This window comes from Streptomyces sp. CB01881, assembly GCF_002953255.1.
Lineage (GTDB): Bacteria > Actinomycetota > Actinomycetes > Streptomycetales > Streptomycetaceae > Kitasatospora.
This window is the reverse complement of sequence record NZ_CP026498.1, coordinates 6963256-6986600: the sequence shown is the minus strand read 5'-3', so window position 1 is coordinate 6986600 and position 23345 is coordinate 6963256. Positions and strand designations below refer to the sequence as shown.

Below are 23345 nucleotides of genomic sequence, written 5' to 3'. Positions count from 1 at the left end.
AGGAACGACGTTCGCGACATTTCCCATGAAACAGCCGCAATCGTCCGCCCGCAGCTCACGTTGGAGCGCGTGGCGGCGCCGCGGCTGCTGGGCCATCCGCCGCCCAAACGGTAGGCTTTCCGTGTGATCTTCAAGCGCATCGGCAATGGGCGGCCGTACCCGGATCACGGCCGGACCAGCACCCGCCAGTGGGCGGACGTCGCCCCGCGCCCGGTGCGGCTGGACCAGCTGGTGACCACCAAGGGCCAACTCGACCTGGAGACCCTCCTCGCGGAGGACTCCACCTTCTACGGCGACCTCTTCGCCCACGTCGTGAAATGGCACGGCGACCTCTACCTGGAGGACGGGCTGCACCGGGCCGTGCGCGCCGCGCTGCAACAGCGCCAGGTGCTGCACGCCCGTGTCCTCGAAATGGAGTGACGGGCCGCTCCCGCGTGCCCCCGCACCGCCTTCCGGCCGTCCGCCGGAAGGCGGTCGGTTCGTACCCGGATACCTCCGTTCGGGTACCGGCGTGCTCCAGATGATGATCATTTAGTACCTTCACAGCCGTCCGGCACTAGTCTGCTGACTACGGCCGCGACCACGGCGAACGCCAACCCCGGCCGACCCGTCACCCGATCCCCGCCCTGGCACGAGGGGGAGACAAACCGTGAGCATGTTGACTCCCCAAGGCCTGAAGGGGAAGCAGTACCGCATCACCGGCAACAGCTATCCACGGCTGGGCCGGCCCCCCAAGAAGAGCCGCAAGGTCATGGCCCTGATCGGCTCGCTGCTCGCACTGGCGCTCATCGCGCTCGGCGGCGTCCAGCTCTACGACATCTTCACCGGCAAGGGCAAGAACGCCTCCGCCCAGGCCTGCGCCTCGCCGTCCGGCAAGGCGCTGGCCGCGCCCACCCCCACCCCGGACGCGTCCCCCGGCGCCCCCGGCGGCGACCCGCACGCCATCCCGCAGCCGACCGGCTTCAAGCTGAACGTCTTCAACGCCACCACCAAGTCCGGCCTGGCCGGGCGGACCGCCGACGAGTTCACGAAGCGCGGCTTCACCGTGGACAAGAAGGGCAACGCCCCGGCCGAGCTCGACAAGAAGGTGCCCGGCACCGCCGTGGTGATCGCCGGCCCGGCCGGCGCCGGAGCCGCCACCCTGATCAGCTCGCAGATCGCCGGGGCCACCATCAGCACCGACGCCCGCACCGACAGCAGCGTGGACGTCGTCGTCGGCGACAGCTACAACGCCCTGCTGGACGAGACCCAGGCCGCCGCGGCACTGGCCCTGGCCACCAAGCCCTCCCCGACCCCGAGCGCCACCGGCAGCTGCTGAGCGGCCCGGCCCCGGACGTACGAGAGCCCCCCGGCACGGTGCCGGGGGGCTCTCAGCTGTTCGGGGGAGGTGCTCAGCCCGCGGTGCCGTAGAGGCGGTCGCCCGCGTCGCCCAGGCCGGGGACGATGTAGCCGTTCTCGTTCAGCCGCTCGTCGACCGCGGCGGTGACGACGGTGACCGGAAGGCCGGTCAGCTCCTTCTCCATCACCGCGACGCCCTCGGGCGCGGCCAGCAGCACCACGGCGGTGACGTCGGTGGCGCCCCGCTCGATCAGCATGCGGATCGCCGCGACCAGCGTGCCGCCGGTCGCCAGCATCGGGTCGAGCACGTAGACCTGGCGGCCGGAGAGGTCGTCCGGCATCCGGGTGGCGTAGGTGGAGGCCTCCAGGGTCTCCTCGTTGCGCACCATGCCGAGGAAGCCGACCTCGGCGGTCGGCAGCAGCCGGGTCATCCCGTCCAGCATGCCGAGGCCGGCCCGGAGGATCGGCACCACCAGCGGGCGCGGGTAGCTCAGCCGCGTGCCGGTGGTGACCGCCACGGGGGTGGTGATCTCCACCTCCTCGGTGCGGACGTCCCGGGTGGCCTCGTAGGCGAGGAGGGTCACCAGCTCGTCGGTCAGGCGACGGAAGGTCGGCGAGTCGGTGCGCTCGTCGCGCAGGGTGGAGAGCTTGTGGGCGACCAGGGGATGGTCGACGACGTGGATCCGCATACATCGAGGTTAGCCCGGCCCGGACGCCCGTACGACACGCCGCGGCCTGCCGTGTTCACCCTGCCGTGACACGCCGTGACGCACCGCGGCTCTCAGGACGGAACGGCCTCCTGTGGTATCAACCGGGCCGATCTGGGAAAGTCACGTCGTATGACGAGCAACCCGAGGACCGGGGACGGCTCGGCGGACGGGCTCCCGGGCCCGTCGGGCGGGCGCCCGGACCTTCCGGAGACCGAGGCGGAACGCCGCAAGCGGCGGGCCGTCTTCCTGCGCGAGCTCGCCGAGGCGCGCGAACTGCGTGAGCGGGTGCAGCCCCGCCGGACCAAGGAACGGCGGATGCGCGAAGCCCTGCGGATGCGAACCTTCCGGATCTGAACGGCCTCCCGTCCCCTCCGGATCACTCCCCCGTTTCCCCCGGGCTCCCCTCCGGCCACCGTGCAACCGCCGTTCGAGCGGTCTCGGCGCGCCCCGGCGGGCGTACACCGGCCCCCGGCCAGTCCTTCCGACACGACCTGCAAAGACGCGCTGCCGAACACCCCCCGCAACGGCGGGCTTTCTGTCACGATTCCGATGGGACGGTCCGAACAGCGGACCGCCTCTGGCGCGGGGGCGGCCAGGTTCCGCGTTGCCCGAGAGCGCCGACAGCCGAGACCGAGATCTTGGGAGTGTCCCTGGTGGCGTACTTCGCTGCAGTGCTTGCTCGCACCGAGGACGGGTGGGATGTGAGCGAGACGGAACTCGACGACGTCGAAACCCTGGTCGATCTGGCCGATCTGGCCCGCGAGGCGGCCCAGGACGACGACAGCGTCCTGGTCTTCATCGAACAGGAGGACGCCTGGTTCGCCGTCGTCCGGGTCGACGGCGAGGAGGACCCGCGCATCTTCGTGTCGGACGGCGCCGCCGCCGCCCGCAGCTCGTACGGCTCCGTCCTCACCGACGAGCTGGTCGACCAGGCCGGCGAGAGCGAGTTCGGCGACCTCGACAACCTGGTCGCCGAGCTGGAGGACGAGGAGCAGGCGCAGGAGCCGGAGGAGGACGACGACGCGGGCACCCGCGGCGGCGTCCCGGTCGGCCCGCTGGGCGACTCCCACCTGCTCTCCGAGTTCGGGCTGCCCTCCGAGGAGCTGCTCGCCCTCAGCGGCGAGGGCGCCGTTCCGGGCGACGCCCTGGAGGAGATCGCCGAGGCCCTCGGCTGCGGCGAGGTCCTGGAGGCGGTCCGGTAGCGACCGGTGCCCGTCACCGGATGCCGGACACTGGATGCCATGCAGTCCGCGTCCGCCCGCCAGACAGTCCCGCCGGCTGTCCCGCAGATAGCCCCGCTCCCCGCCCCCGTCCGCCCCGACCCGGTCCGCGACCGCTGGGCGGCGCCGATGCGCCTCGCCATCGCCGAGGCCGCACTGGCGCCGGCCACCGGGGACGTCCCGGTCGGGGCGCTCGTCCTGGGCCCGGACGGCGAGGTGATCGGACGCGGCCACAACGAGCGCGAGGCGGTCGGCGACCCGACCGCCCACGCCGAGGTGGTCGCCATCCGCGAGGCCGCCGCCAAGACCGGCCAGTGGCGCCTGAGCGGCTGCACCCTCGTGGTCACCCTGGAGCCCTGCACCATGTGCGCGGGCGCCATCGTCCTCTCCCGGATCGACCGGGTGGTCTACGGCGCCCTCGACGAGAAGGCCGGCGCCGCCGGCTCCCTCTTCGACGTGATGCGCGACCGCCGGCTCAACCACCGCCCCGAGGTCGTCCCGGGCGTCCTCGCCGACGACTGCGCCGAACAGCTCCGCGCCTTCTTCGACACCCACCGCTGAACACCCCGTCGAACCCCGCCGCACACCCCCGCAGGCCACCCACAGGACCCCCTCCCGATACGGATTTCGTGACGGAGCCACCCGTCCGGTAGAGTTCCCCTCGGTAGCGTGTCCGAGCGGCCAAAGGAGCACGCCTCGAAAGCGTGTGTGGGGGCAACTCCACCGTGGGTTCGAATCCCACCGCTACCGCCAGCAACACGAGGGCCCCGTCCGCACCGGACGGGGCCCTCGTCGTTTCCGCGCACCCTCATACACGGAAAGGGCTCCGCGCCCTGAGCCGATGACCACCAACGCTCTTCGAGCACGGAGCCTGGAGGGGGGAGCGGTTCGGGGGGAACAACCGCTCCCCCTGCGGAGTCCCACAACCGGGGCCGCGTCGGGGGAAGCCGCGGCGCCCGGTCCCACAGCGGGGAGCTCCGGATCCACACACCGGGGATTCCTGCCAGATCCTCGGCACATCAACCATCCTGCTCGACACATCGCTCCGGGGCACCCGGAGAAAGGCCCCACTCACGGGGACCTTCGTCCCGCCGGGCGAACGCGTCGCACACTTGATAGGCCGTCCGGTGGATAAGCTGCCCAATGCAGAGGGACGCTCGGGGACCGAATGGCGGCGGCCCACAGCAGGGAGGAAGGCCACCGGATGGCGCAGGCGAAGAAGATCGGCATGGTTCTCCTGCTCGTCTTCGTGCTCTACACGATCATCACCTCGCCGGCCCGCGCCGCCGAGCTCGTCCAACTGGGCTTCGAGGGCATCTCGAACGCCGCCAAGGCGATCGGCACCTTCATGACCGGGCTGGTGAAGTAGCCGCTCCGGCACCGGCTACGGTGGGCGCGTCCCTCAACCCCCCGTCCGCGAGGAGCGGCATCGTGATCCGGCACCTGGTCCTGTTCAAGCTCAATGAAGGCGTCAGCAAGGACGACGAGCGCGCGCTCGCCGGCGCCAAGGCCTTCGAGGCCCTCGGCCCGGTCATCCCCGAGCTGCGCGAGTGGGAGTGCGGCTGGAACACCACCGAGCGCGACATCGCCCACGACTACGCGATCAACAGCCTGGTCGAGGACCGTGAGGCGCTCCAGGCCTACCTCACCCACCCGGCCCACCAGGCCGCGGCCGGCCAGTGGCGCGAGTTCGCCACCTGGGTGATCGCCGACATCGAGGTCTGATCCCGGGACATCCCCCGGACGGACCGCGGCGCCCCTCCCGAGACCCGGGCGGGGCGCCTTGCTCTGTCCCGGAACGATCCTCCGGAGGCCGCGGCGGAAGACCCGGTGAAGCACCCCCACACCACCAACACACCTCTACGCGGTGCTTGCCCGACCTGCGCCCCTCTTGTGATGCTATGACCGGTTTTGCCGGACATGGCGAGGTGATGAACCGAGACGCGACGCCCGATCCGCAAGTCCCACCATTGTCGACTTTGGGAAGGGTGACGTGTCCGTGCGGACACCAGGGAGCGCGCCGGGAACCGATACCGGGCCGGCCACTGCACAGACCAGTACGACGGCCGCCGCACCGGCGCCGGCCCCGCCCGCACAGGGCCAGGCGCAACCCCCGGCCCAGCCCCCGCCCCAGACCCAGGCCTCGGTTCAGACCCAGGCTCCCGTTCAGCCCCCCGCCCAGCCCCCCGTTCAGGCCATGCCGCCCGAGGAGGTGCTGGCCGCCGTCATCGGCCCGGCCGGCGAACTGCGCCCGGACGGCCTGCGCGGCCCCGGCGGGCGCCCCGTGGTGGACGTCCGGACGCTGACCCGGGTGCTCTTCGAGCGGCTCGCCGAGCTGCCCCCGGACGCCCCCGAGCGGGAGCGGGTCCGGGCCGCCCTGATCGAGGTCAACATCCCACTGGTCCGCTACGCGGCGACCCGGTTCCGCAGCCGCAGCGAGCCGATGGAGGACGTCGTCCAGGTCGGCACGATCGGCCTGATCAACGCGATCGACCGGTTCGACCCCGCCCGCGGCGTCCAGTTCCCGACCTACGCCCTGCCGACCATCCTCGGCGAGATCAAGCGGTACTTCCGGGACAACGTCCGCACCATGCACGTGCCGCGCCGGCTCCAGGAGCTCTGGGTGCAGGTCAGTGGCGCGATGGAGGAGCTGACGGTGACCCACGGCCGGGCCCCCAAGGTGCCGGAGATCGCCGCCAGCCTGCGCATCCCCGAGGAGGACGTCCGGGCCTGCCTGGACGCCGGCCGGGCCTACAACGCGGCCTCGCTGGAGGCGGCGCAGGAGCACGAGGGCGGGCTCGCCCTGCTGGACCGGCTCGGCTACGAGGACTCGGCGCTGGCCGAGGTCGAACACCGGGACATGGTCCGCCACCTGCTGGTGCAGCTGCCGGAGCGGGAGCGGCGGATCGTCATGCTGCGGTTCTTCGCCAACCTGACGCAGTCGCAGATCAGCACCGAGCTGGGGATGTCCCAGATGCACGTCTCACGCCTTCTGTCCCGGATCCTGGCCAGGCTTCGGACCGGCAACTCCTGGGAAGACTGAGCATCACAATCCCCTCAGAGCACGGCAAAAGGGCACCCGGAACAGGATTGCTGCGCGTTACCGACGCGTGACGTCTTGCGACGTTCGGGTTTGCCGGGGACCGTGTTCCGGTATGGAGGGGGAGGGCGTCGCCGGGAACCTCAGTGCGACAGCCCCCGTTCAACTGTCAGTCACAAGGGGGTGGGTGCATGTCCGGAGATCTGGGCGCTGCGGAGATCCACGGTGGTCGGGCCAGTGGCACAACGGTCGCCGTCGACCTGATCCCGGTCCAGCGCGGCCCGGCCGCAGCCCCGCCCGCCCCCGGGGCCCCGCCGGGGGCCGTCGAACGGGCAGTGCCCGGGGCGGCCGCCCAGACGCCCGCGGAGGCCCCGTCCGGCGCCGCGCTGGACACCCGGACGCTCTCCCGCTCGCTCTTCCTGCGGCTGGCCGCCCTGGAGGCCGGCAGCGCCGAGCACACGTACGTCCGCGACACCCTGATCGAGCTCAACCTGCCGCTGGTCCGGTACGCCTCGGCCCGGTTCCGCAGCCGCAACGAGCCGATGGAGGACATCGTCCAGGTCGGCACGATCGGCCTGATCAAGGCGATCGACCGGTTCGACCCGGAGCGCGGGGTGGAGTTCCCCACCTTCGCGATGCCGACCGTCGTCGGCGAGATCAAGCGCTTCTTCCGGGACACCAGCTGGTCGGTCCGGGTGCCCCGGCGGCTCCAGGAGCTGCGGCTGGCGCTCACCAAGGCCGGCGACGAGCTGGCCCAGCGGCTGGACCGCTCCCCCACCGTCGCCGAGCTGGCCGCCTGCCTGGGCGTCAGCGAGGAGGACGTGGTCGAGGGCCTGGCGGTGGGCAACGCGTACACCGCCAGCTCGCTGGACTCCAGCCCCGGCGAGGAGGACGGCGACGGCCCGCTGGCCGAGCGGCTCGGCTACGAGGACCTCGCGCTGGAGGGCGTGGAGTACCGCGAGTCGCTGAAGCCGCTGCTGGCCAAGCTGCCGCCGCGCGAGCGCCGGATCATCATGCTGCGGTTCTTCGCCAACCTCACCCAGTCGCAGATCGGCGAGGAGATCGGCATCTCCCAGATGCACGTCTCCCGGCTGCTGACCAGGACCCTCACCCAACTGCGCGAGGGCCTGATCAGCGAGGGCTGACGGCGCGCCCGGGGGTGAGGCGTCACCCGGCGTCCTGACGCGCCCTGAGGGGCGCTCAGGGCGCCGTGAGCAGGTTGGCCCGCAGGCCCTCCAGCACCTCGTCGCCCAGCCCGAGTCCGTCCCGCCAGAACCCCTCGAAGGTGCCCCAGCCGGTCGCGACCTCCTCGAAGGCCGCCTCCAGGTAGGAGCGCTCCGCCCGGAAGACCGGGAGCAGCAGCTCCGGCTCCTGCATCAGGCCGCGGGTGAAGAAGCTGTCGACGATGTTCTCGACGATCCCGGCGGAGCGCTCGTTGGTGAGCAGGTAGTCGGCGAAGACCGTCTCGCGGTCCACGCCGAGGGCGGTCAGCAGGATCGCGGCCGTCCAGCCGGTGCGGTCCTTGCCGGCCGAGCAGTGGAAGAGCAGCGGCGGGCCGTCCGGCGCGGCCAGCAGGCGCAGCACCATGGCGAAGCGCTCGCGGGCCACCCGGTCGGTGACGAACCAGCGGTAGAGGCCGGTCATCATCGCGGCGGCCCTGCCGTTGCCGAGCAGGGCGCGCTGCTTCTCCGGGCTGCGGTCCGCCAGGGCGTCACGCAGCGTCACGTAGATGTCGAAGTCGGCGGCGAAGACCGGCACGTGGTGCAGGGTCACGCCGTCCGGCGTGGCGGGCTCCACGGTGATCGGGGTGGCCGACATCTCGGCGGCCGCGATCGCGGCGACCGGCAGGCCGGGGACGCGGTCGGGGCCGGCCTCGCGGACCTCGTCGAGGCTGCGCAGGTCGACCACCTGGCGCAGGCCGAGCGAGCCGAGCAGGCCGAGATCCTCGTCGGTGAGCCGGTTGAGGCCGTCGCTGCGCAGCGCGACGCCGTGCCGCAGCACCGTGCCGCCGGCCGCCCGGTAGCCGCCGAGATCGCGGGCGTTGACGGCGCCCTGCAGGCCGAGGCTCCGGGCCTCCAGGCCCGCGTCCGGGGCGCCCTGCGCCGCTTTCCGGGTGGCCTCGATAACGGCGGTCTCGGTCTGCTGCTCGGTCACGCGGCGGCCTCCATTGGATATTCGGACTGTGACATGGCACAACCCTGCGCGATATTGCATGAACCTGCCCGACGGAACGGGAGGGTGTGCCAGAGTGTCATGCGCAACGCCGCCAGTGTAGGGCGCACCACAGCCAGCCCCAGCGCACGGTGGGTGACCAGCAGTAACGCTCAGGCTTCGGTTATTAATTTTCAATTCATTATTTGCGCAGCGGGTGCAGTTCCGGCCACAATCAGCGCCTTCATGGCATCGCCATGAACGTTGGTAACAGATTCGCTGCACTCCCGCCCATTTGGTCCCAATCGGTGCGGAGTCTCCACCAGGATGGGCGCCGGGCAGCCTGCTGCCCGCGAACAGCGACAGGGCAGGCGAGCGCCGAGCAGCGGAGCGCCCTGCCCAGGGGAGGTACACACATGGGTCGAGCGACCCGAAGAGTTGCCGCGTGCGCGGCAGCAGTCCTGCTGGCCGGCGGCCTGCAGTCGTCCCTCGCACACGGCGCCACCACGGCTCCCAGGATCGACCTCACGGTCCTGGTGATCAGCGACGGCGGACCCGCGACGGCGGCCGTCGCCGCCGAGCTGAAGAGCCAGGGCACCCCGTACAAGGTCGTCGACCTCAACGACGCCAACCGCCCGGTCATCGATGCCGCCTTCCTCAGCGACACGGTCAACGGGCAGCCTCGCGGCAAGTACCAGGGCATCGTGATGCCCAACAACAACCCGTTCACGGCGGGCTCCGCCGAGATGACGGCCCTCGCCACCTACGAGGCCGCCTTCGGCGTGCGCCAGGTCGACGCGTACACCTACGCCCAGCCGGACGTCGGCCTGAACTGGGCGGCGAACCCGGGCTACATGGGCAAGCTGGACGGCGTCCAGGGCCAGGTCACCACGGCCGGCCTGGCCGGCCCGTTCGGCTACCTCAAGGGCGCCGTGCCCTTCGAGGACAACGACCCGTCGGTGGACGAGAGCTACGGCTACCTGGCCACCCCGCTGGCCTCCCTGCCGGCCGACGCCTCGTTCACGCCGCTGGTGGACGCCCCGATCCCGGGCTCCACCGCGCGCGGCTCGCTGGTCGGCGAGTACAGCCACGACGGCCGCAAGGAACTGGTCGTCACCTTCGTCTACAACCAGTACCAGCAGCAGTACCGGCTGCTGGCGCGCGGCATAGTCGACTGGATAACCCAGGGCGTCCACCTCGGCTACGACCGCAACTACTTCGCGGCCCACGTGGACGACGTCTTCCTGGCCGACGACCGCTGGGACACCGCGCTGAAGTGCACCCCCGGCGACGTCACCTGCCCGCCCGGCACCCCCGAGACGGCCAACCCGATCCGGATGACGGTCGCCGACGCGCAGTACGCCAAGCAGTGGCAGACCGCCAACAACTTCACCATGGACATGGTGTTCAACGGCGGCGGCAGCGAGGACTGGAAGGCCGACCACTCGGCCACCACCGACCCGGTGGTGGACCAGATGGTCGCCGACCAGGCCAGCTACCGGTGGATCAACCACACCTACACGCACCCGTACCTGGGCTGTCTCCAGGACGTCTCGGTGGTGCCGTGGAAGTGCACGAAGGACGCCTCCGGCAACACCGTCTGGGTCGACCAGGCCACCATCACCTCCCAGATCAAGAACAACCTCGACTGGGCGACGGCGCGCAACCTGCACCTGGACAAGACCGAGCTGGTCACCGGTGAGCACTCCGGTCTGCTGACCGCCCCGCAGGAGACCAGCGACAACCCGTACCTGGCCCCCTCGCTGGTCACCAACGGCGTCAAGTGGACGGCCAGCGACGCCTCCCGCGAGCCCGCCCAGCGGGCCGTCGGCTCGTCCACGCTGACCGTGCCGCGGTACCCGATGAACGTCTTCTACAACGCCGGCACGGCGAAGGAGGAGGCCGACGAGTACAACTGGATCTACACCAGCGCGGCCAAGGGCGGCAGCGGCGTCTGCGAGAACAACGCCAACTCCACCTGCCTGCCGGCACCGCTGGACGTCAACACCGGCTACCAGTCGTACATCGTCCCGCTGGAGGCCCGGATCGACCTCGGCCACGTGCTGAGCAACGACCCGCGGCCGCACTTCATCCACCAGTCGAACCTGTCCGAGGACCGGATCGTCTACCCGGTGCTGGAGAAGGTCCTCTCGACCTACCGCTCGCTGCACGCCGACAACGCCCCGATCGTGAACCTGGCGCAGAAGGACATCGGCGCCGAGTTCCAGCGGCGCGCGGCCTGGAACGCGGCCCTCGCCTCCGGCCAGGTCACCGCGTACCGGGTCGGCGACACCGTCACGGTGTCCGCCCCGGCCGGCGTCCAGGTCCAGGCCACCATGCCCACCGGCACCACGCAGAAGCTGTCCATCGGCACCACGCCGTTCGGCACCGCGTACGCCGGTACGCTGTCCGGCTGGGTGAAGCCCGCGCTGCTGCAGAGCACCGTGACGCTGAAGCTGGCCGCAGCCCCGGCGGCGGCCCCGGCCGTCACGCCGAACGTCGCCGCCCAGTCGGTGACCGCACCGGCGCCGGCCGACAAGAAGGTCGTGCCGCAGGGCACCGCCGACGCCGTCCCGGCCGGTCCCGGCGACACCGCCCGGACCGACGCGCCGGTGCTGGTCCCCGGCAGCGGGGCACCGGTCGCGGGCAAGGGCGCCACCACCGGTTCCGCCGGCAAGGGCACCGCCCAGGGCAGCAGCAAGACCGGCAAGGCCTCCGGGGGGAAGGCCGCCCCGGCGAAGAACACCGCCGGGACGACCGGCACCCGCTGAACAGGTGATACCGGTGGTGGGGCCGGGCCGTCCCCCGGCCCCGCCACCGGCACCCGACCGGCCCTTCGGGCCGGACGCTTGACGCAAGGACAGGAGGGGGGAAGCCATGCGCGTCACCCTGCTCACCGAGGGGACGTACCCGCACCAGCACGGCGGTGTGAGCGTCTGGTGCGACCAGCTCGTCCAGGGCATGCCGGACGTCGACTTCGACATCATCGCCGTCACGGGCACCGGCCACGAACCGCTGGCCTGGGAGCTGCCCGCCAACGTGCGGTCCGTCACGACCGCGCCGCTCTGGGGCCCGGCCATCGAGGGCAGAGCCCCGCGGGGCAAGGAGATGCGCCGCTTCCTCAACGCGTACGAGCGCTTCCTGCACTCCATCCTCGACCCGGTCTACACCACCCACTTCGGCACCGAGCTGTACGGCTTCGCCGACCTCGCCCGCCGCGGGCTGCTCAGCCCGGCCCTGCGGAGCGAGCGCGCCCTGCGCACCCTCCAGCACGTGTGGACCCGCGACTACCTCTCCACCGCCGTCTCCAGGCCCACCCTGCACGACGCGCTCAACGCCACCGACCTGCTGGAACACGCGCTGCGCCCGCTCTCGGCCGAGCCGCCCAAGGAGGGCGTCGCGCACGCCGCCAGCGGCGGCCTGGCCACCCTGCCGGGGCTGATCGCCTCACAGCAGTACGGCGTACCGTTTCTCCTCACCGAGCACGGCATCTACCTGCGCGAGCGCTACCTCGGCTACCGCACCGGCCCGTACCGCTGGCCGGTCAAGGCACTGCTGCTGGGCTTCTACCGGATGCTCGCCGAGGAAAGCTACCGGCGGGCCGCGCTGGTCACCCCCGGCAACCGGTACAACCGGCGCTGGGAGGAGCGCGGCGGCACGCCGTCCGCACACATCCGCACCGTCTACAACGGCGTGGACCCGGCGGCCTTCCCGCCCGCCGGACCCGAGCCGCAGACGCCCACGCTCAGCTGGGCCGGCCGGGTCGACCCGATCAAGGACCTGGAGACGCTGATCCGGGCCTTCGCGATCGTCCAGCGCGAGATACCCGAGGCCCGGCTGCGGCTGTTCGGCGGCACGCCCAAGGGCGGCGAGGCGTACCGCGACGGCTGCATAGCCCTGGCCGCCGAGCTCGGCATCGCCGACTCGGTGGCCTTCGAGGGCCGCGTCGCCGACATCACCGACGCGTACGCGGCGGGGAACGTGGTGATGCTCTCCAGCATCAGCGAGGGCTTCCCGTTCACCCTGATCGAGGCGATGTCCTGCGGCCGCTCCACCGTCTCGACCGACGTGGGCGGCGTGCGCGAGGCCGTCGGCGACACCGGCCTGGTCGTCCCCCCGCGCGAACCCGAACCCATGGCCGCCGCCGCCATCGAGCTGCTGCGCGACCCCGAGCGCCGCGCCCGGCTGGGCGAGCAGGCCCGGCTGCGGGTGATCGAGCAGTTCACGCTCCGCCAGAACATCGACGGCTTCCGCGGCATCTACACCGAGCTGCTGGGCACCTCCCGCTGGCTGCCGAACGGCGTGGTCGCGGTCCAGGACGGCGCCCCGGCCGGCTGGGACGAGCCCGTGGCCCTGGGCGAGCGCGACGAGGTGACGGCGTGAGCGAGCGAACCGTGAAGAGCAGCGTGTCCCGCGAAGCGGCCGCCGAGTGCAACGAGGTGGCGGCGTGAACGAGCACAGCGAGCGAACCGTGAAGAGCAGCGTGTCCCGCGAAGCGGCCGCCGAGTGCAACGAGGTGGCGGCGTGAACGAGCACAGCGAGCGAACCGTGAAGAGCAGCGTGTCCCGCGAAGCGGCCGCCGAGTGCAACGAGGTGGCGGCGTGAACGAGCACAGCGAGCGAACCGTGAAGAGCAGCGTGTCCCGCGAAGCGGCCGCCGAGTGCAACGAGGTGGCGGCGTGAACGAGCACAGCGAGCGAACCGTGAAGAGCAGCGTGTCCCGCGAAGCGGCCGCCGAGTGCAACGAGGTGGACGCATGAGTGGTCCCCTCCGTCTCGTCCCCGACGAGGCCGGCCCGGACTGGGCCGAGCAGACTGTGCAGCTGCGCACCCTCCCGCGCAAGCGCCGGCGGCAGGCGGTGCCCACGCAGCCGGTCGAGCCGCAGGAGCAGCTCGACCTCTCTCCCGACCCGCTGGACGAGCTGGCCGAACGGCTCGCCGACGTCTGCGCGGACGCCGTCCACCCCTACGAGATCGCGGCCTTCCTGGAGTCCGACGGCCTCTCCGACGAGCAGGCCGGGCTGTTGTACGGCCGCCCCGACGCGTTCACCGTCGCCGAGGAGCTGTTCGAGAAGGTCGAGCGCCGCTACCCCGGCCCGAGCGCCGAGTTCGCCAACCCCTGGCGGGCCGACCCCTGGCGCTGCGTGGTGCGCGGCCTGGTCTTCGCCCTGCCCGGGCTCGGCTACCTGCTCGGCGCCAACCTGTTCGCGGCCACCCGGATGCGCTTCGGCCTCCCCTCGGGGATGCTCGCGCTCTCGGTGGCCACCCTGGTCAGCTGGTCCTGGAACCAGGCGCTGGCGCACCGCTCGTACGCCTGGCTCGGCCGCGGCCGGCGCCGGGCGGCCGGGCTCTGCCTGGCCGTCGGAGCTCCGCTGGGCGCGCTGGTCGCGGCCACCGCCGGGTACGTGATCGGCGGCCCGCTCGGGGCGCTCTGCTTCGCCGCCGGGCAGTCCGGCTACCTGGCGGCGGCCACCGTGCTGCTGGTGCTCGGCCGGGAGAAGTTCCTGCTGGTCGCGCTGGCGCCGTCCTCGGTCGGCGCGGGCGTGGTGCTCGCCGTCGACGTGCCGCAACTGGCCCGGACGGTCGTCCTGCTGGCCTCGCTCGGGCTGGCGGTGGGGCTGGCCGCCCGGGAGATCGTCCGCTGCCTGCGCAGCGAGCAGGACTCCACGGCACTGAGGCTCCCGCTCCTGCACGAGCTGCCGCACCTGCTGTTCGGGCTGGCGGTCGGCGCGCTCACCCTGATCGCCGGCCTCGGCGCCACCGTCCACCAGGCGGTCCGCACCGGCGCCGCCGAAGGCGCGTCAGCCAGCCCGACGGGGCCGGCGATGATCGCGCTGACGCTCAGCCTCGGGCTCGCCGAGTGGCTGCTCTTCCGCTACCGGGCGATGGCCGTCGCCGCGCTGCGGACCAGCCACACCCCGGCCGCGTTCGCCCGCCGCACCGGCGGCGTGCTGCTCGGCTGCCTGTTCATCTACCTCACCACCGTGGCCGCGCTGGACGCCGCCGCCACCGTGCTCTGGCCCGGCGCCCCAGCGCTCGGCGTCCCGGAGCTCGGTGCGCTGCTGCTGCTGGGCGGCTCGCTCTGGCTGGCGCTGCTGCTGAACGCCTTCGGGCTCAGCTGGAGCACGGCCCTGATCTGTCTGGCAGCCGCGGGCGCCGAGTGCACCGCGCTGCTGACCGGAGTGGACCCGACCGTCCTGCAGCTGATCGGCTGCGGGGCCGCGGCGGCCGTCCTCACCGCAATCGCCGGGCCCGTGCTCGGCCGCACCACCAAGCACCGCTGAACCGTCCGACACCACCGACCACCGGCCACGGCCGGTGCACGCCGGGCCACCACTGACCTCCCGCCCGGCCGTCCCCGAAGAACAGAAAGCGAATCACGCATGAGCAGCGTCGCCGTCACCGGAGCCGAGGGCTTCATCGGCTCCCACCTCGTCGAGGCCCTGGTTGCCGACGGCCACCAGGTCCGCGCCATGGTCCAGTACAACTCCTTCTCCTCCTTCGGCTGGCTGGAGACCCTGTCCAAGGAGGTGCTGGAGTCGGTCGAGATCGTCCTCGGAGACGTCCGCGACCCGGGCTCCGTCAACGGCCTGGTCAAGGGCACCGAGGCGGTCTACCACCTGGCCGCCCTGATCGCGATCCCGTACTCGTACCGGGCCCCGCACTCGTACGTCGACACCAACGTCACCGGCACCCTCAACGTGCTGGAGGCCGTGCGCCACCTGGAGATCCCCCGCCTGGTGCACACCTCCACCAGCGAGACCTACGGCACCGCGCAGACCGTGCCGATCACCGAGGACCACCCGATCAACACCCAGTCCCCGTACGCCGCCTCCAAGGCCGGCGGGGACCGGCTGGCCGACAGCTACCACGCCAGCTTCGAGACCCCGGTCGTCACGCTGCGCCCGTTCAACACCTTCGGCCCGCGCCAGTCGATGCGCGCCGTCATCCCGACCGTGATCGCCCAGGTCGCGGCCGGCGAGACCGAGATCACCCTCGGCGACCTGCGCCCCACCCGCGACTTCACCTTCGTCAAGGACACCGCCAACGCCTTCCGCACGGTCGGCACCGCCCCGGCCGAGACCGTGGTCGGCAAGACCTTCAACGCCGGCACCGGCGGCGAGATCTCGGTCGGCGACCTGGTCACCCTGGTCGGCAAGCTGATGGGCGTCGACCTCCTGGTGAAGGAGGACGAGCAGCGCATCCGCCCGGCCAACTCCGAGGTCATGCGGCTCGTGGCGGACGCCACCCGGCTGCGCACCGCCACCGGCTGGGCGCCCGCCTTCTCCCTGGAGGAGGGCCTGGAGCAGACCATCGAGTTCTTCCGCGACCCGGCCAACCTGGCCCGCTACAAGACCGACATCTACAACGTCTGACGCCGCCGCACCACCTGCCAGAACTCGCTAACCAAGGCTCCTGTCGCACTAAATTCCGTGGGGGAAACACCATGCATGCAGTGATCCTGGCCGGCGGTAAGGGCGTCCGTCTCCGCCCCTACACCACCGCGCTCCCCAAGCCGCTCGTCCCGATCGGCGACCAGCACGCGATCCTGGAGATCGTGATGCGCCAGCTCGCCGCCGCGGGCTTCAAGACCGTCACCCTGGCCATCGGCCACCTCGGCCACATCATCCGCGCGTACGTCGGCAACGGCTCCCAGTGGGGCCTGCGGGTCGGCTACGCCGTCGAGGACAGCCCGCTCGGCACCATGGGCCCGTTGCTCACCATGCAGGACCGGCTGCCCGAGAACTTCCTGGTGATGAACGGCGACATCCTCACCGACCTGGACTTCGCCGGGGTGCTCAAGCACCACGAGGCCTCCGGGGCACCGCTCACCATCGCCACCTACGCCCGCCAGGTCAAGATCGACTTCGGCGTGCTGACCACCGACTCCGGCTCAATCACCGGCTTCCAGGAGAAGCCGAGCATCGACTACCGGGTCTCGATGGGCGTCTACGGCGTCTCCCGCTCGGCGCTCGCCAAGTACACGCCCGGCCTGCCGCTCGGCTTCGACGAGCTGGTGCTGGACCTGCTCGCCGCCCAGACCCCGCCGGCCGCCTACGAGTTCGGCGGCTACTGGCTGGACATCGGCCGCCCCGACGACTACGACCGGGCCAACGCCGAGTTCTCGCTCATCCGCTCGCAGCTGATGCCGGCCGAGTCCGAGGGCCTGTACGCCGTCCCGGGCGGGCAGGATCTGCCGGTCCCGGCCGCCCGCACCGCACCGGACGCCGGTCTCGCCGCCGCACCCGACCAGTCCGCCACGGCCGCCGCCGGCCCCGAGAAGGACGGACGGGCCGCGTGAGGATCCTGCTGCTCGGCGCGGACGGCTTCCTCGGCCGGCACGCCCTTACCGTCCTGCGGTCACTGCCCGGCGCCACCGTGCTGACCGCCGGGCGCCGGCCCGACCACGACCTGCGTCTCGACCTGGCCACCGCCCAGGCCGGCCCGCTCGGCGAGGAGCTGGCCGCGCTCGCCCCCGACGCGGTGGTCAACTTCGCCGGCGCGGTGGCCGGCAGCGCGGTCACGCTCGCCGAGGTCAACGCCCGCGGCCCGGCCGTGCTCTGCGAGGCGCTCCGGGAGGGTGCCGCGAAGGCCCGGCTGGTGCACATCGGCTCGGCCGGCGAGTACGGCGTCTGTGCCCCCGGCAGCTCGCTCGCCGAGGACGCCGACGCCCGCCCGGTCGGCGTCTACGGCGCCACCAAGCTGGCCGGCTCCCTCGCGGTGGCCGGCTCGCCGCTGGACGCCGTGGTGCTGCGGGTGTTCAACCCGGTCGGCCCGGGTGCCCCGGCCGGCTCGCTGCCCGGCCGGCTCGCCGCCGAGCTGCGCCGGGCCGCCCCGGAGGGTGCCGACGGCGTGGTGAAGGTCGGGGACCTCTCGGCCCACCGCGACTTCGTCGACGCCCGGGACGTCGCCCGCGCGGTCGGCCTGGCCGTCGCCGCCGAGCGCCCGTTGCCCCGGGTGCTCAACCTGGCCTCCGGCCGGGCGCAGCCGGTCCGGGCGATCGCCGACGGCCTGGTCGCGGCGGCCGGGTTCACCGGCCGGATCGACGAGAGCGGTGCCGGCTCCGAGCGCTCGGCCGCCGTCTCCTGGCAGCAGGCCGACGTCTCGGCCGCCGCCCGGGAGCTCGGCTGGCACCCGGAGACCGGCCTCGCCGACACCCTGCGCGACCTCTGGCTCAGCACCGGCCCACTGGTCGCCGCATGACCGGCGCAAGCCCGAACGACGGCCGCCTGCTGGTGCCGCTGTACGTCCACCCCGCGGTGGACCCGGCGGCCTGGCAGGCGGTCGCCGCCGCCGACCCGGGCCGGATCGCCGCCGTCGTGCTCAACCTCGCCGACGGCCCCGGCGACACCCCCGACAGCGTCTTCGCCGAGGCCGCCGACGAGCTGCGCAAGGCCGGCCTCCCGCTGCTCGGCTACGCCGACACCGACTACGGCCGACGGCCGCACGCCGCCGTGGTGAACGACATCCTGACCTACCGTCACCGCCACGGCATCACCGGCGTCTACCTCGACCAGGTCGCCACCCATCCGGGCGCGCTGGCGCACTACCGACGGCTCGCCACCGCGGCCCGCGCCGCCGGCTGCGCCACAGTGGTGTTCGGCCACGGCGACCACCCCGATCCCGGCTACGCCGAGGTCGGCCTCGCCGACCTGCTGGTCACCTTCGAGGGCGACTGGACGGCCTACCGGGAGATGACCCTGCCGCTCTGGACCGGACGGCACGCCGCCGCCCGGTTCTGCCACCTCGTGTACGACGTCCCCGCCGACCAGGCCCGGGACGCCGTCGCCCTGATCGCCGCACGCCGGGCCGGTGTCGGCTGCGTCGTCCCGGGCGCCGGGGAGAACCCCTGGAGCACCCTTCCGCACGGCCTGGCCGTCTGACCGACCACCCGACCTGCTCGCCGCACCGTCGCCGAACCGACCTGATCCGGAGTTCGACCACCGTGACACGCCGCACCCGGCCCCTGCTGGCCGCCCTCGCCCTGACCACCGCCCTGCTGGCGACCTCGTGCAGCAGCTCGGGTTCGGAGGACGGGGACGACCCCTCGGCCGACGCCACCGGCACCCAGCCGCCCGCGGCCACCGGCACCACCGCCCCGGGCACCCCGTCGGCACCCACGACGGCCACCCCCGAAACTCCCGGAACTCCCGCGACCCCCGGCACGCCCAGCACCCCGGGCACTCCCGGAACCACCCCGGCGACCCCGGGAACCCCCGGCAGTCCGTCCGCCCCCGGCACGCCCGGCACGCCGCCGCAGCCCGCCGGCTCCCGCTGGCAGCCAACCCCCGGCCTCGCCTGGCAGTGGCAACTCGGCGGCGGCGTCGACCAGTCGGTGGACGTCCCGGTCTACGACATCGACGGCTTCGAGACCGACGCCGCGACCGTCGCCGCCCTGCACGCCAAGGGCCGCAAGGTGATCTGCTACATCAACGCCGGTTCCTGGGAGGACTTCCGCCCCGACTCCACCGCCTTCGCCAAGGCCCTCCAGGGGGACGGCAACGGCTGGAAGGGCGAGAAGTGGTTCGACATCCGCAAGATCGACCAGCTGAAGCCCCTGATGGCCTCCCGCTTCGACATGTGCAGGAGCAAGGGGTTCGACGCCGTCGAACCGGACACCATCGAGGCCTACAACCAGAACAGCGGCTTCCCGCTGACCGCCGACGACCAGCTCCGGTACAACCGCATGCTGGCCGGACTCGCGCACGAACGCGGCATGGCGATCGGCCTGAAGAACGACCTGGAGCAGATCCCCGCCCTGCTGCCCGACTTCGACTTCGCCGTGAACGAGGAGTGCGCCCAGTTCAACGAGTGCGCCCGGCTCTCGCCGTTCGTGCAGGCGGGCAAGGCGGTCTTCCACGTCGAGTACAAGCTCGGCACGGAGAAGTTCTGCGAGAAGACCAAGTCCCTCGGCTTCAGCTCGATGCAGAAGAAGCTCGAACTGGACGCCTGGCGGAAGCCCTGCTGACCCGGCAGGGCGGGCAGTCCGCCAGGCACTCCGTCCAGCGTGTTACTTGACCGCCAACCAGATGACGGCACCCAGAACGGCCAGTGCGACGACGGCGATCACCGCGATCAGGCCGGTCCGGCTGCCATTGCTGGTGCTGCCGTAGGTGGAGACGGAGCCCGGCGCCTGGGGTGCCGGGCTCTCGTCGACGAACGCCCGGAACATCTGGGTGCTGCCGGCGGGGTCGTAGTCGTTGTCAGCCATGGCACGGACTCTAACGAATCCGTGGACCCCGCCGACACCCCGGACCCTCCTCCGGCACGCTCCCCCCACGTCTCCCCCCTCCTGTCCTCCCAGGGTTCGCCCCCGCGCCCTTGCGACGGGGGTGCGACAAGCGTGTGAAGTCCGTCCGGATCATGGAATGCCCACCCGCCCGATCCGGTTGACTCCGGTCATGACCGGAAACCACAGTGACGCCCCCGGCCGGGTCCGGCTGGGCACCTCCGACCTCGCCGTGTACCCGCTCTCCCTCGGCGGCAACGTCTTCGGCTGGACGGCCGACGAGGAGCAGTCCTTCGCCGTCCTCGACGCCTACGCCGCCGCCGGCGGCAACTTCGTCGACACCGCCGACACCTACTCCTCCTGGGTACCCGGCAACGTCGGCGGCGAGTCCGAGACCATCATCGGCAACTGGATCCGCAGCCGGGGCAACCGCGACGACCTGGTGATCGCCACCAAGGTCGGCCTGCACCCCGAGGCCCGCGGCCTGAGCGCGGCCAACATCAAGTCCTCGGTCGAGGGTTCGCTGCGCCGCCTCGGCACCGACCGCATCGACCTCTACTACACCCACCAGGACGACGACACCCCGGTCGAGGAGTTCGTCACCGCGCTGAACGAGCTGGTGAAGGAGGGCAAGATCCGCGAGATCGCCGCCTCCAACATCAGCGCCGAGCGGCTCGCCGAGGCGCTGGCCTTCGCCGCGAGCGAGGGCCTGGCCAAGTACGTCGCCGTCCAGCCGCACTACAACCTGGTCTCCCGCGCCACCTTCGAGGGCCCGCTGGCCGACGTGGTCGCCGACCACGGCCTGGCCACCGTCCCGTACTACGCGCTCGCCTCCGGCTTCCTGACCGGCAAGTACCGCCCCGGCGGCGGCGAGGTCGCGAGCGCCCGTTCCGAGGGCGCCTCCCGCTACCTGGCCGACCCGCGCGGCCCCAAGGTCCTGGAGGCGCTGGACACCGTCGCCGCCGAGCACGGTGCCGAGCCCGCCACGGTCGCCCTGGCCTGGCTCAACGCCCGCCCGACGGTCGCCGCCCCGATCGCCAGCGCCCGCACGGTCGAGCAACTCCCTCCGCTGCTGGCCGCCGTCTCCCTGCGCCTCACCCCGGAACAGCTCACCCTGCTGAGCACCGCCTCCGCCTGAGCGGAGCCCCCCTCCACTCGTCACGATGACGTGACCGGCTCGGCTCCATCCGTTTCCTAACGTTCTGTCGCCAACGACAAGTTGACGACAGAACGTTGGGAAAGTGACAGGTCTAGCGGGAACCTACACCAGGGGCCCGGTGCTAGGGTCGGCCGAAGTGCGTCGGGTAGAAGCCGCTGCTGATGGTGGAGACCCGTACCGCCTTGCCCGGCCGGGGCGCCTCGACGAACTTGCCGCCGCCCAGGTAGATCCCCACGTGGTGGATGCCGGAGGCGCGGCCGGAGTCCGACCAGAACAGCAGGTCACCGCGGCGCAGCTGCCCCGCGCCGATCGGGGTGGTGGCCGCGTACTGGTCGTCGGCCACCCGCGGCAGGCTGATCCCGCTGCGCCGGTACGCCTGCTGGACCAGCCCCGAGCAGTCGTAGCCGGACGGGCCGTTGCCGCCCCAGACGTACGGCTTGCCGAGCTGGGCGAGTGCGTAGTCGATCGCCGCCTCGACGCTGCCGGAGTCCGGCGCGTCGTCCGGGTCCGGCCGGCTCGCGGGCCGGTCGGGCGCGGGGGCCGAACCGCCGCCGGACTGGCCGGTGCGGTTCAGGTAGACGTCGTAGTGGCTGGTGTACCGCCACTCGCCGCTGCCGTTCTTGAACCAGTACTTCGAACCGTCCCAGCCCTGCTTCCCGGCCGCGGCGTGTGCGGACCCGGCCCCGGCCGTCAGGCCGACCACGCCGGCACCGGCCAGCACGGTGGTGGCCAGGCAGGTACTTCGCACGGCGCGGTGTATTCGTCCGCCACCGGACACCCCGGCCACCGCCGGGCGGGCGAACCGCGGCCGGAGCACGCAGTTCGGGCAGGCGCAGCCCGCTATCGCGGGAACGCTGCCGAGGCTCTCCTCGAAGTCGATCAGCGCGGCGTCGGCGTCGAAGCCGGCGAACTCCGCACCGAAGTCGGTATCGAGCGCGGCGTCGAAGTCCGCGTCGAAGTCCGCGTCGAACTCGGCATCGAGCCGGGCTTCGAGCCCGGCGTCGGCCTTCGCGCCGGACACCGGGGCGAAGTCCGTCCCGAAGTCGGCTTCCGTGCCGGTGGCTATCCTCATGCCGGTCGTCCTTCCTTCCGCCCGGCCCGGGCGGCCGGGGACGGTACCGAGGCGGCCACTCCGGCCGGGGCGACGAAGGCGACCAGCAACTGCTCCATCAGCGCACTGCGGGCGGCCTCGTCCAGTTCGTGCGCGGTGGCGCGCTCCAGCCGGCGGACGGCGAGCGCCGCCGCCTCCACCGCATCGTCCACCAGCACCGTGCGCAGGTCGGCGTCCAGATCGGCCAGCCGGCGGCGGCGCATCGACTCGGCCACCTCGGGCGCGTAGTCCAGCGCCAGCGACTGCACCGAGTACACCTCCAGGCCGGCCGGGGCGGCCTCGGCGGCCAGCGCCCGGGTCATCTCGTCGGCGAACCACTGGCCGTCCCGCAGCGCCGGGCCGGGCGCCGCGTTGCTGTCGCACGGCAGCGTGGACGCGGTCCGGGTCAGCACCGCCTGCACCTGCTCGCGCAGGTAGCCCTCGTGGTCCTCGATCGCCAGCAGCGCCCGGGCGGTGTCCTTGACCCGCCACACGATCAGCAGCCGGACGACGATCGGCGTTCCCGTCCGGTCCACCACCTTGACCGGCTCGCTGCGCCAGTGCCGCAGCCGGACGTCGACCCGGCGACGGCGGAGCAGCGGGTTGACCCAGACCAGGCCGGTCCGCCGGACGGTGCCGCGGTAGCGGCCCCAGCGGCTGAGCACCCGGGTCTCACCACCCGCGTTGGCCAGCAGCCCGGCCAGCGAGAAGACGACCAGCAGGCCGGCCGCGGTGACGGCGGCGATCGACCTGGCGTCCACCTCGGCCCGGCCGCCGTCCAGGGCGACGGCGCCGCGCAGGTCGGGCAGCGCGTCCCAGTGCGGGATGACGCCCGCGTGCAGCAGCACCAGTACGACGGCCGCCAGGCCGGCCAGCACCGCCAGCAGGGCGATCCAGCCGGGCAGCGCGGTGGCGCCGTGCTCGCGCAGCGACTGGTCGGCGCGCGGGGGGCGGCGGGAGGTGGCGGCGGCGACCGCGCCGGCCGGGGTGGCCTCCGGGATCTCCACGGTCTCCGGGCCCGTCTCCAGCGGGTCCCGCAAGTCGGCGGGCGTGATCACCGGACCGGGGACCACCGCCAACGGGGTGGTGGCCGGGCCGTAGTCCGCCGGCTTGGCGGTCTTGGGCGCCGGGGCGGCCGCAGTTCGGGTGGCCGACACCCTTGCCACCGTCCTGACCAGTGGACTGGAGCCGGAGGCGGAACGTTCCGGCAGGGCCAGCGGTGGCGCCTTGGGCAGGCTGTCGGGTCGCTGCGAAGAATCGCGGGTGACGTCCATGCACGGATCCTCGGGTTCGGTGTGTCGCGCAACGGGCGGCCCGGATCTGACGGGCAGTGCCAGAGTCAGGCTAAGTTCATACGTCATCAAATGCGACATTTGAGATAGAGCGTGTCGACATTTACTGACGAATCA

The 23345-nt window shown here is 72.4% G+C and carries 22 protein-coding genes, 1 tRNA gene and 1 pseudogene; 19 read left to right on the top strand and 5 right to left on the bottom strand.

All coding sequences use genetic code 11. The features are described from left to right. Nucleotides 1-123: 123 nt before the first annotated feature. Together C2142_RS20325 and C2142_RS20320 are read left to right on the top strand one after the other, a co-directional pair. On the top strand, nucleotides 124-420 hold the full coding sequence (locus C2142_RS20325) for a type II toxin-antitoxin system VapB family antitoxin (RefSeq protein WP_030061387.1): 297 nt from the start codon (nucleotides 124-126) through the stop codon (nucleotides 418-420). A gap of 235 nt (nucleotides 421-655) precedes the next feature. After that, entirely contained in the window at nucleotides 656-1318 is a 663-nt protein-coding gene (locus tag C2142_RS20320) for a LytR C-terminal domain-containing protein (protein ID WP_241003236.1), read from the top strand. 73 nt (nucleotides 1319-1391) lie between these two features. Here the strand turns inward: C2142_RS20320 and upp are convergent, their stop codons facing one another. Then, nucleotides 1392-2027, bottom strand: coding sequence for a uracil phosphoribosyltransferase (gene upp, locus C2142_RS20315; RefSeq protein ID WP_148643971.1), 636 nt, complete (start codon nucleotides 2025-2027; stop codon nucleotides 1392-1394). 150 nt (nucleotides 2028-2177) lie between these two features. On the opposite strand from upp, the gene C2142_RS20310 reads away from it, so the two are divergent. The 8 genes from C2142_RS20310 to C2142_RS20275 all read left to right on the top strand — a co-directional run bounded on the left by C2142_RS20310 (nucleotide 2178) and on the right by C2142_RS20275 (nucleotide 7453). Next, nucleotides 2178-2402 carry a hypothetical protein gene (locus C2142_RS20310; protein ID WP_148643970.1) on the top strand — a complete coding sequence of 75 codons (225 nt, stop codon included), beginning with the start codon at nucleotides 2178-2180 and terminating at the stop codon, nucleotides 2400-2402. A 299-nt stretch (nucleotides 2403-2701) separates the two neighbouring features. Further along, nucleotides 2702-3250: a tRNA adenosine deaminase-associated protein gene (locus C2142_RS20305; RefSeq protein WP_148643969.1), complete on the top strand. Its 549-nt coding sequence runs from the start codon at nucleotides 2702-2704 to the stop codon at nucleotides 3248-3250. A 39-nt stretch (nucleotides 3251-3289) separates the two neighbouring features. Further along, nucleotides 3290-3829: a tRNA adenosine(34) deaminase TadA gene (tadA, locus tag C2142_RS20300; RefSeq protein WP_148643968.1), complete on the top strand. Its 540-nt coding sequence runs from the start codon at nucleotides 3290-3292 to the stop codon at nucleotides 3827-3829. A 102-nt stretch (nucleotides 3830-3931) separates the two neighbouring features. Beyond that, a tRNA-Ser gene (locus C2142_RS20295) sits at nucleotides 3932-4021 on the top strand. A 451-nt stretch (nucleotides 4022-4472) separates the two neighbouring features. Continuing rightward, nucleotides 4473-4637, top strand: a complete 165-nt coding sequence (locus tag C2142_RS20290) for a hypothetical protein (protein ID WP_174315669.1) — start codon at nucleotides 4473-4475, stop codon at nucleotides 4635-4637. Nucleotides 4638-4699: 62 nt separating this feature from the next. Then, on the top strand, nucleotides 4700-4993 hold the full coding sequence (locus C2142_RS20285; protein WP_148643967.1) for a Dabb family protein: 294 nt from the start codon (nucleotides 4700-4702) through the stop codon (nucleotides 4991-4993). Nucleotides 4994-5465: 472 nt separating this feature from the next. Then, nucleotides 5466-6311: an RNA polymerase sigma factor SigF gene (locus tag C2142_RS20280; protein WP_241002687.1), complete on the top strand. Its 846-nt coding sequence runs from the start codon at nucleotides 5466-5468 to the stop codon at nucleotides 6309-6311. 188 nt (nucleotides 6312-6499) lie between these two features. Next, complete coding sequence (locus tag C2142_RS20275) at nucleotides 6500-7453, top strand: RNA polymerase sigma factor SigF (RefSeq protein WP_241002686.1); 954 nt, start codon at nucleotides 6500-6502, stop codon at nucleotides 7451-7453. Nucleotides 7454-7508: 55 nt separating this feature from the next. Here C2142_RS20275 and C2142_RS20270 read toward each other — a convergent pair whose 3' ends face one another. After that, on the bottom strand, nucleotides 7509-8462 hold the full coding sequence (locus C2142_RS20270; RefSeq protein WP_162002512.1) for a tyrosine-protein phosphatase: 954 nt from the start codon (nucleotides 8460-8462) through the stop codon (nucleotides 7509-7511). A gap of 413 nt (nucleotides 8463-8875) precedes the next feature. Here C2142_RS20270 and C2142_RS20265 point away from each other — a divergent pair, with 413 nt between their 5' ends. From C2142_RS20265 to C2142_RS20230, 8 genes and pseudogenes are all read left to right on the top strand, one after another. Beyond that, nucleotides 8876-11230 carry a hypothetical protein gene (locus C2142_RS20265; RefSeq protein ID WP_241002685.1) on the top strand — a complete coding sequence of 785 codons (2355 nt, stop codon included), beginning with the start codon at nucleotides 8876-8878 and terminating at the stop codon, nucleotides 11228-11230. A gap of 106 nt (nucleotides 11231-11336) precedes the next feature. Further along, nucleotides 11337-12842, top strand: a complete 1506-nt coding sequence (gene pelF, locus C2142_RS20260) for a GT4 family glycosyltransferase PelF (protein WP_148643964.1) — start codon at nucleotides 11337-11339, stop codon at nucleotides 12840-12842. A 372-nt stretch (nucleotides 12843-13214) separates the two neighbouring features. Next, nucleotides 13215-14741 (top strand): hypothetical protein, encoded by a 1527-nt coding sequence (locus C2142_RS20255; protein ID WP_148643963.1) that lies wholly within the window; start codon nucleotides 13215-13217, stop codon nucleotides 14739-14741. Between the two features lie 99 nt (nucleotides 14742-14840). Beyond that, on the top strand, nucleotides 14841-15833 hold the full coding sequence (locus C2142_RS20250) for an SDR family NAD(P)-dependent oxidoreductase (protein WP_148643962.1): 993 nt from the start codon (nucleotides 14841-14843) through the stop codon (nucleotides 15831-15833). Nucleotides 15834-15904: 71 nt separating this feature from the next. After that, a pseudogene (locus tag C2142_RS20245) lies at nucleotides 15905-16606 on the top strand (sugar phosphate nucleotidyltransferase); the annotation flags it as partial. 149 nt (nucleotides 16607-16755) lie between these two features. Then, a complete protein-coding gene (locus C2142_RS20240) occupies nucleotides 16756-17661 on the top strand; it encodes an NAD(P)-dependent oxidoreductase (RefSeq protein WP_148643960.1) in 906 nt (301 codons plus the stop codon). Continuing rightward, the gene (locus C2142_RS20235) at nucleotides 17658-18341 is read left to right on the top strand and encodes a spherulation-specific family 4 protein (protein WP_148643959.1); all 684 of its coding nucleotides are present in this window, start codon (nucleotides 17658-17660) and stop codon (nucleotides 18339-18341) included. Before C2142_RS20240 ends, C2142_RS20235 begins: the two co-directional genes overlap by 4 nt. Before the next feature lie 113 nt (nucleotides 18342-18454). Next, a complete protein-coding gene (locus C2142_RS20230; RefSeq protein ID WP_241003235.1) occupies nucleotides 18455-19426 on the top strand; it encodes an endo alpha-1,4 polygalactosaminidase in 972 nt (323 codons plus the stop codon). A 42-nt stretch (nucleotides 19427-19468) separates the two neighbouring features. Here C2142_RS20230 and C2142_RS20225 read toward each other — a convergent pair whose 3' ends face one another. Next, complete coding sequence (locus C2142_RS20225) at nucleotides 19469-19669, bottom strand: hypothetical protein (RefSeq protein ID WP_148643958.1); 201 nt, start codon at nucleotides 19667-19669, stop codon at nucleotides 19469-19471. Nucleotides 19670-19859: 190 nt separating this feature from the next. Between C2142_RS20225 and C2142_RS20220 the strand changes: the two genes are divergently transcribed. Continuing rightward, nucleotides 19860-20825: an aldo/keto reductase gene (locus C2142_RS20220; RefSeq protein ID WP_148643957.1), complete on the top strand. Its 966-nt coding sequence runs from the start codon at nucleotides 19860-19862 to the stop codon at nucleotides 20823-20825. Nucleotides 20826-20967: 142 nt separating this feature from the next. On the opposite strand, the gene C2142_RS41645 is transcribed toward C2142_RS20220, so the two are convergent. Continuing rightward, a complete protein-coding gene (locus C2142_RS41645; protein WP_148643956.1) occupies nucleotides 20968-21918 on the bottom strand; it encodes a C40 family peptidase in 951 nt (316 codons plus the stop codon). Next, nucleotides 21915-23210, bottom strand: a complete 1296-nt coding sequence (locus C2142_RS20210) for an SPFH domain-containing protein (protein WP_148643955.1) — start codon at nucleotides 23208-23210, stop codon at nucleotides 21915-21917. The genes C2142_RS41645 and C2142_RS20210 overlap by 4 nt, the downstream gene beginning before the upstream one ends. Between the last annotated feature and the right edge of the window lie 135 nt (nucleotides 23211-23345).

Excerpts from the sequence above, each read along its gene's own strand:
- C2142_RS20320 (WP_241003236.1), top strand. The coding sequence starts at position 656 with ATGTTGACTCCCCAAGGCCTGAAGGGGAAGCAGTACCGCATCACCGGC.
- C2142_RS20265 (WP_241002685.1), top strand. The coding sequence starts at position 8,876 with ATGGGTCGAGCGACCCGAAGAGTTGCCGCGTGCGCGGCAGCAGTCCTG.
- C2142_RS20255 (WP_148643963.1), top strand. The coding sequence starts at position 13,215 with ATGAGTGGTCCCCTCCGTCTCGTCCCCGACGAGGCCGGCCCGGACTGG.
- C2142_RS20235 (WP_148643959.1), top strand. The coding sequence starts at position 17,658 with ATGACCGGCGCAAGCCCGAACGACGGCCGCCTGCTGGTGCCGCTGTAC.
- C2142_RS20280 (WP_241002687.1), top strand. The coding sequence starts at position 5,466 with ATGCCGCCCGAGGAGGTGCTGGCCGCCGTCATCGGCCCGGCCGGCGAA.
- pelF (WP_148643964.1), top strand. The coding sequence starts at position 11,337 with ATGCGCGTCACCCTGCTCACCGAGGGGACGTACCCGCACCAGCACGGC.
- C2142_RS20275 (WP_241002686.1), top strand. The coding sequence starts at position 6,500 with ATGTCCGGAGATCTGGGCGCTGCGGAGATCCACGGTGGTCGGGCCAGT.
- C2142_RS20210 (WP_148643955.1), bottom strand. The coding sequence starts at position 23,210 with ATGGACGTCACCCGCGATTCTTCGCAGCGACCCGACAGCCTGCCCAAG.
- tadA (WP_148643968.1), top strand. The coding sequence starts at position 3,290 with ATGCAGTCCGCGTCCGCCCGCCAGACAGTCCCGCCGGCTGTCCCGCAG.
- C2142_RS20220 (WP_148643957.1), top strand. The coding sequence starts at position 19,860 with ATGACCGGAAACCACAGTGACGCCCCCGGCCGGGTCCGGCTGGGCACC.
- C2142_RS20225 (WP_148643958.1), bottom strand. The coding sequence starts at position 19,669 with ATGGCTGACAACGACTACGACCCCGCCGGCAGCACCCAGATGTTCCGG.
- C2142_RS20250 (WP_148643962.1), top strand. The coding sequence starts at position 14,841 with ATGAGCAGCGTCGCCGTCACCGGAGCCGAGGGCTTCATCGGCTCCCAC.
- C2142_RS20290 (WP_174315669.1), top strand. The coding sequence starts at position 4,473 with ATGGCGCAGGCGAAGAAGATCGGCATGGTTCTCCTGCTCGTCTTCGTG.
- upp (WP_148643971.1), bottom strand. The coding sequence starts at position 2,027 with ATGCGGATCCACGTCGTCGACCATCCCCTGGTCGCCCACAAGCTCTCC.
- C2142_RS20310 (WP_148643970.1), top strand. The coding sequence starts at position 2,178 with ATGACGAGCAACCCGAGGACCGGGGACGGCTCGGCGGACGGGCTCCCG.
- C2142_RS41645 (WP_148643956.1), bottom strand. The coding sequence starts at position 21,918 with ATGAGGATAGCCACCGGCACGGAAGCCGACTTCGGGACGGACTTCGCC.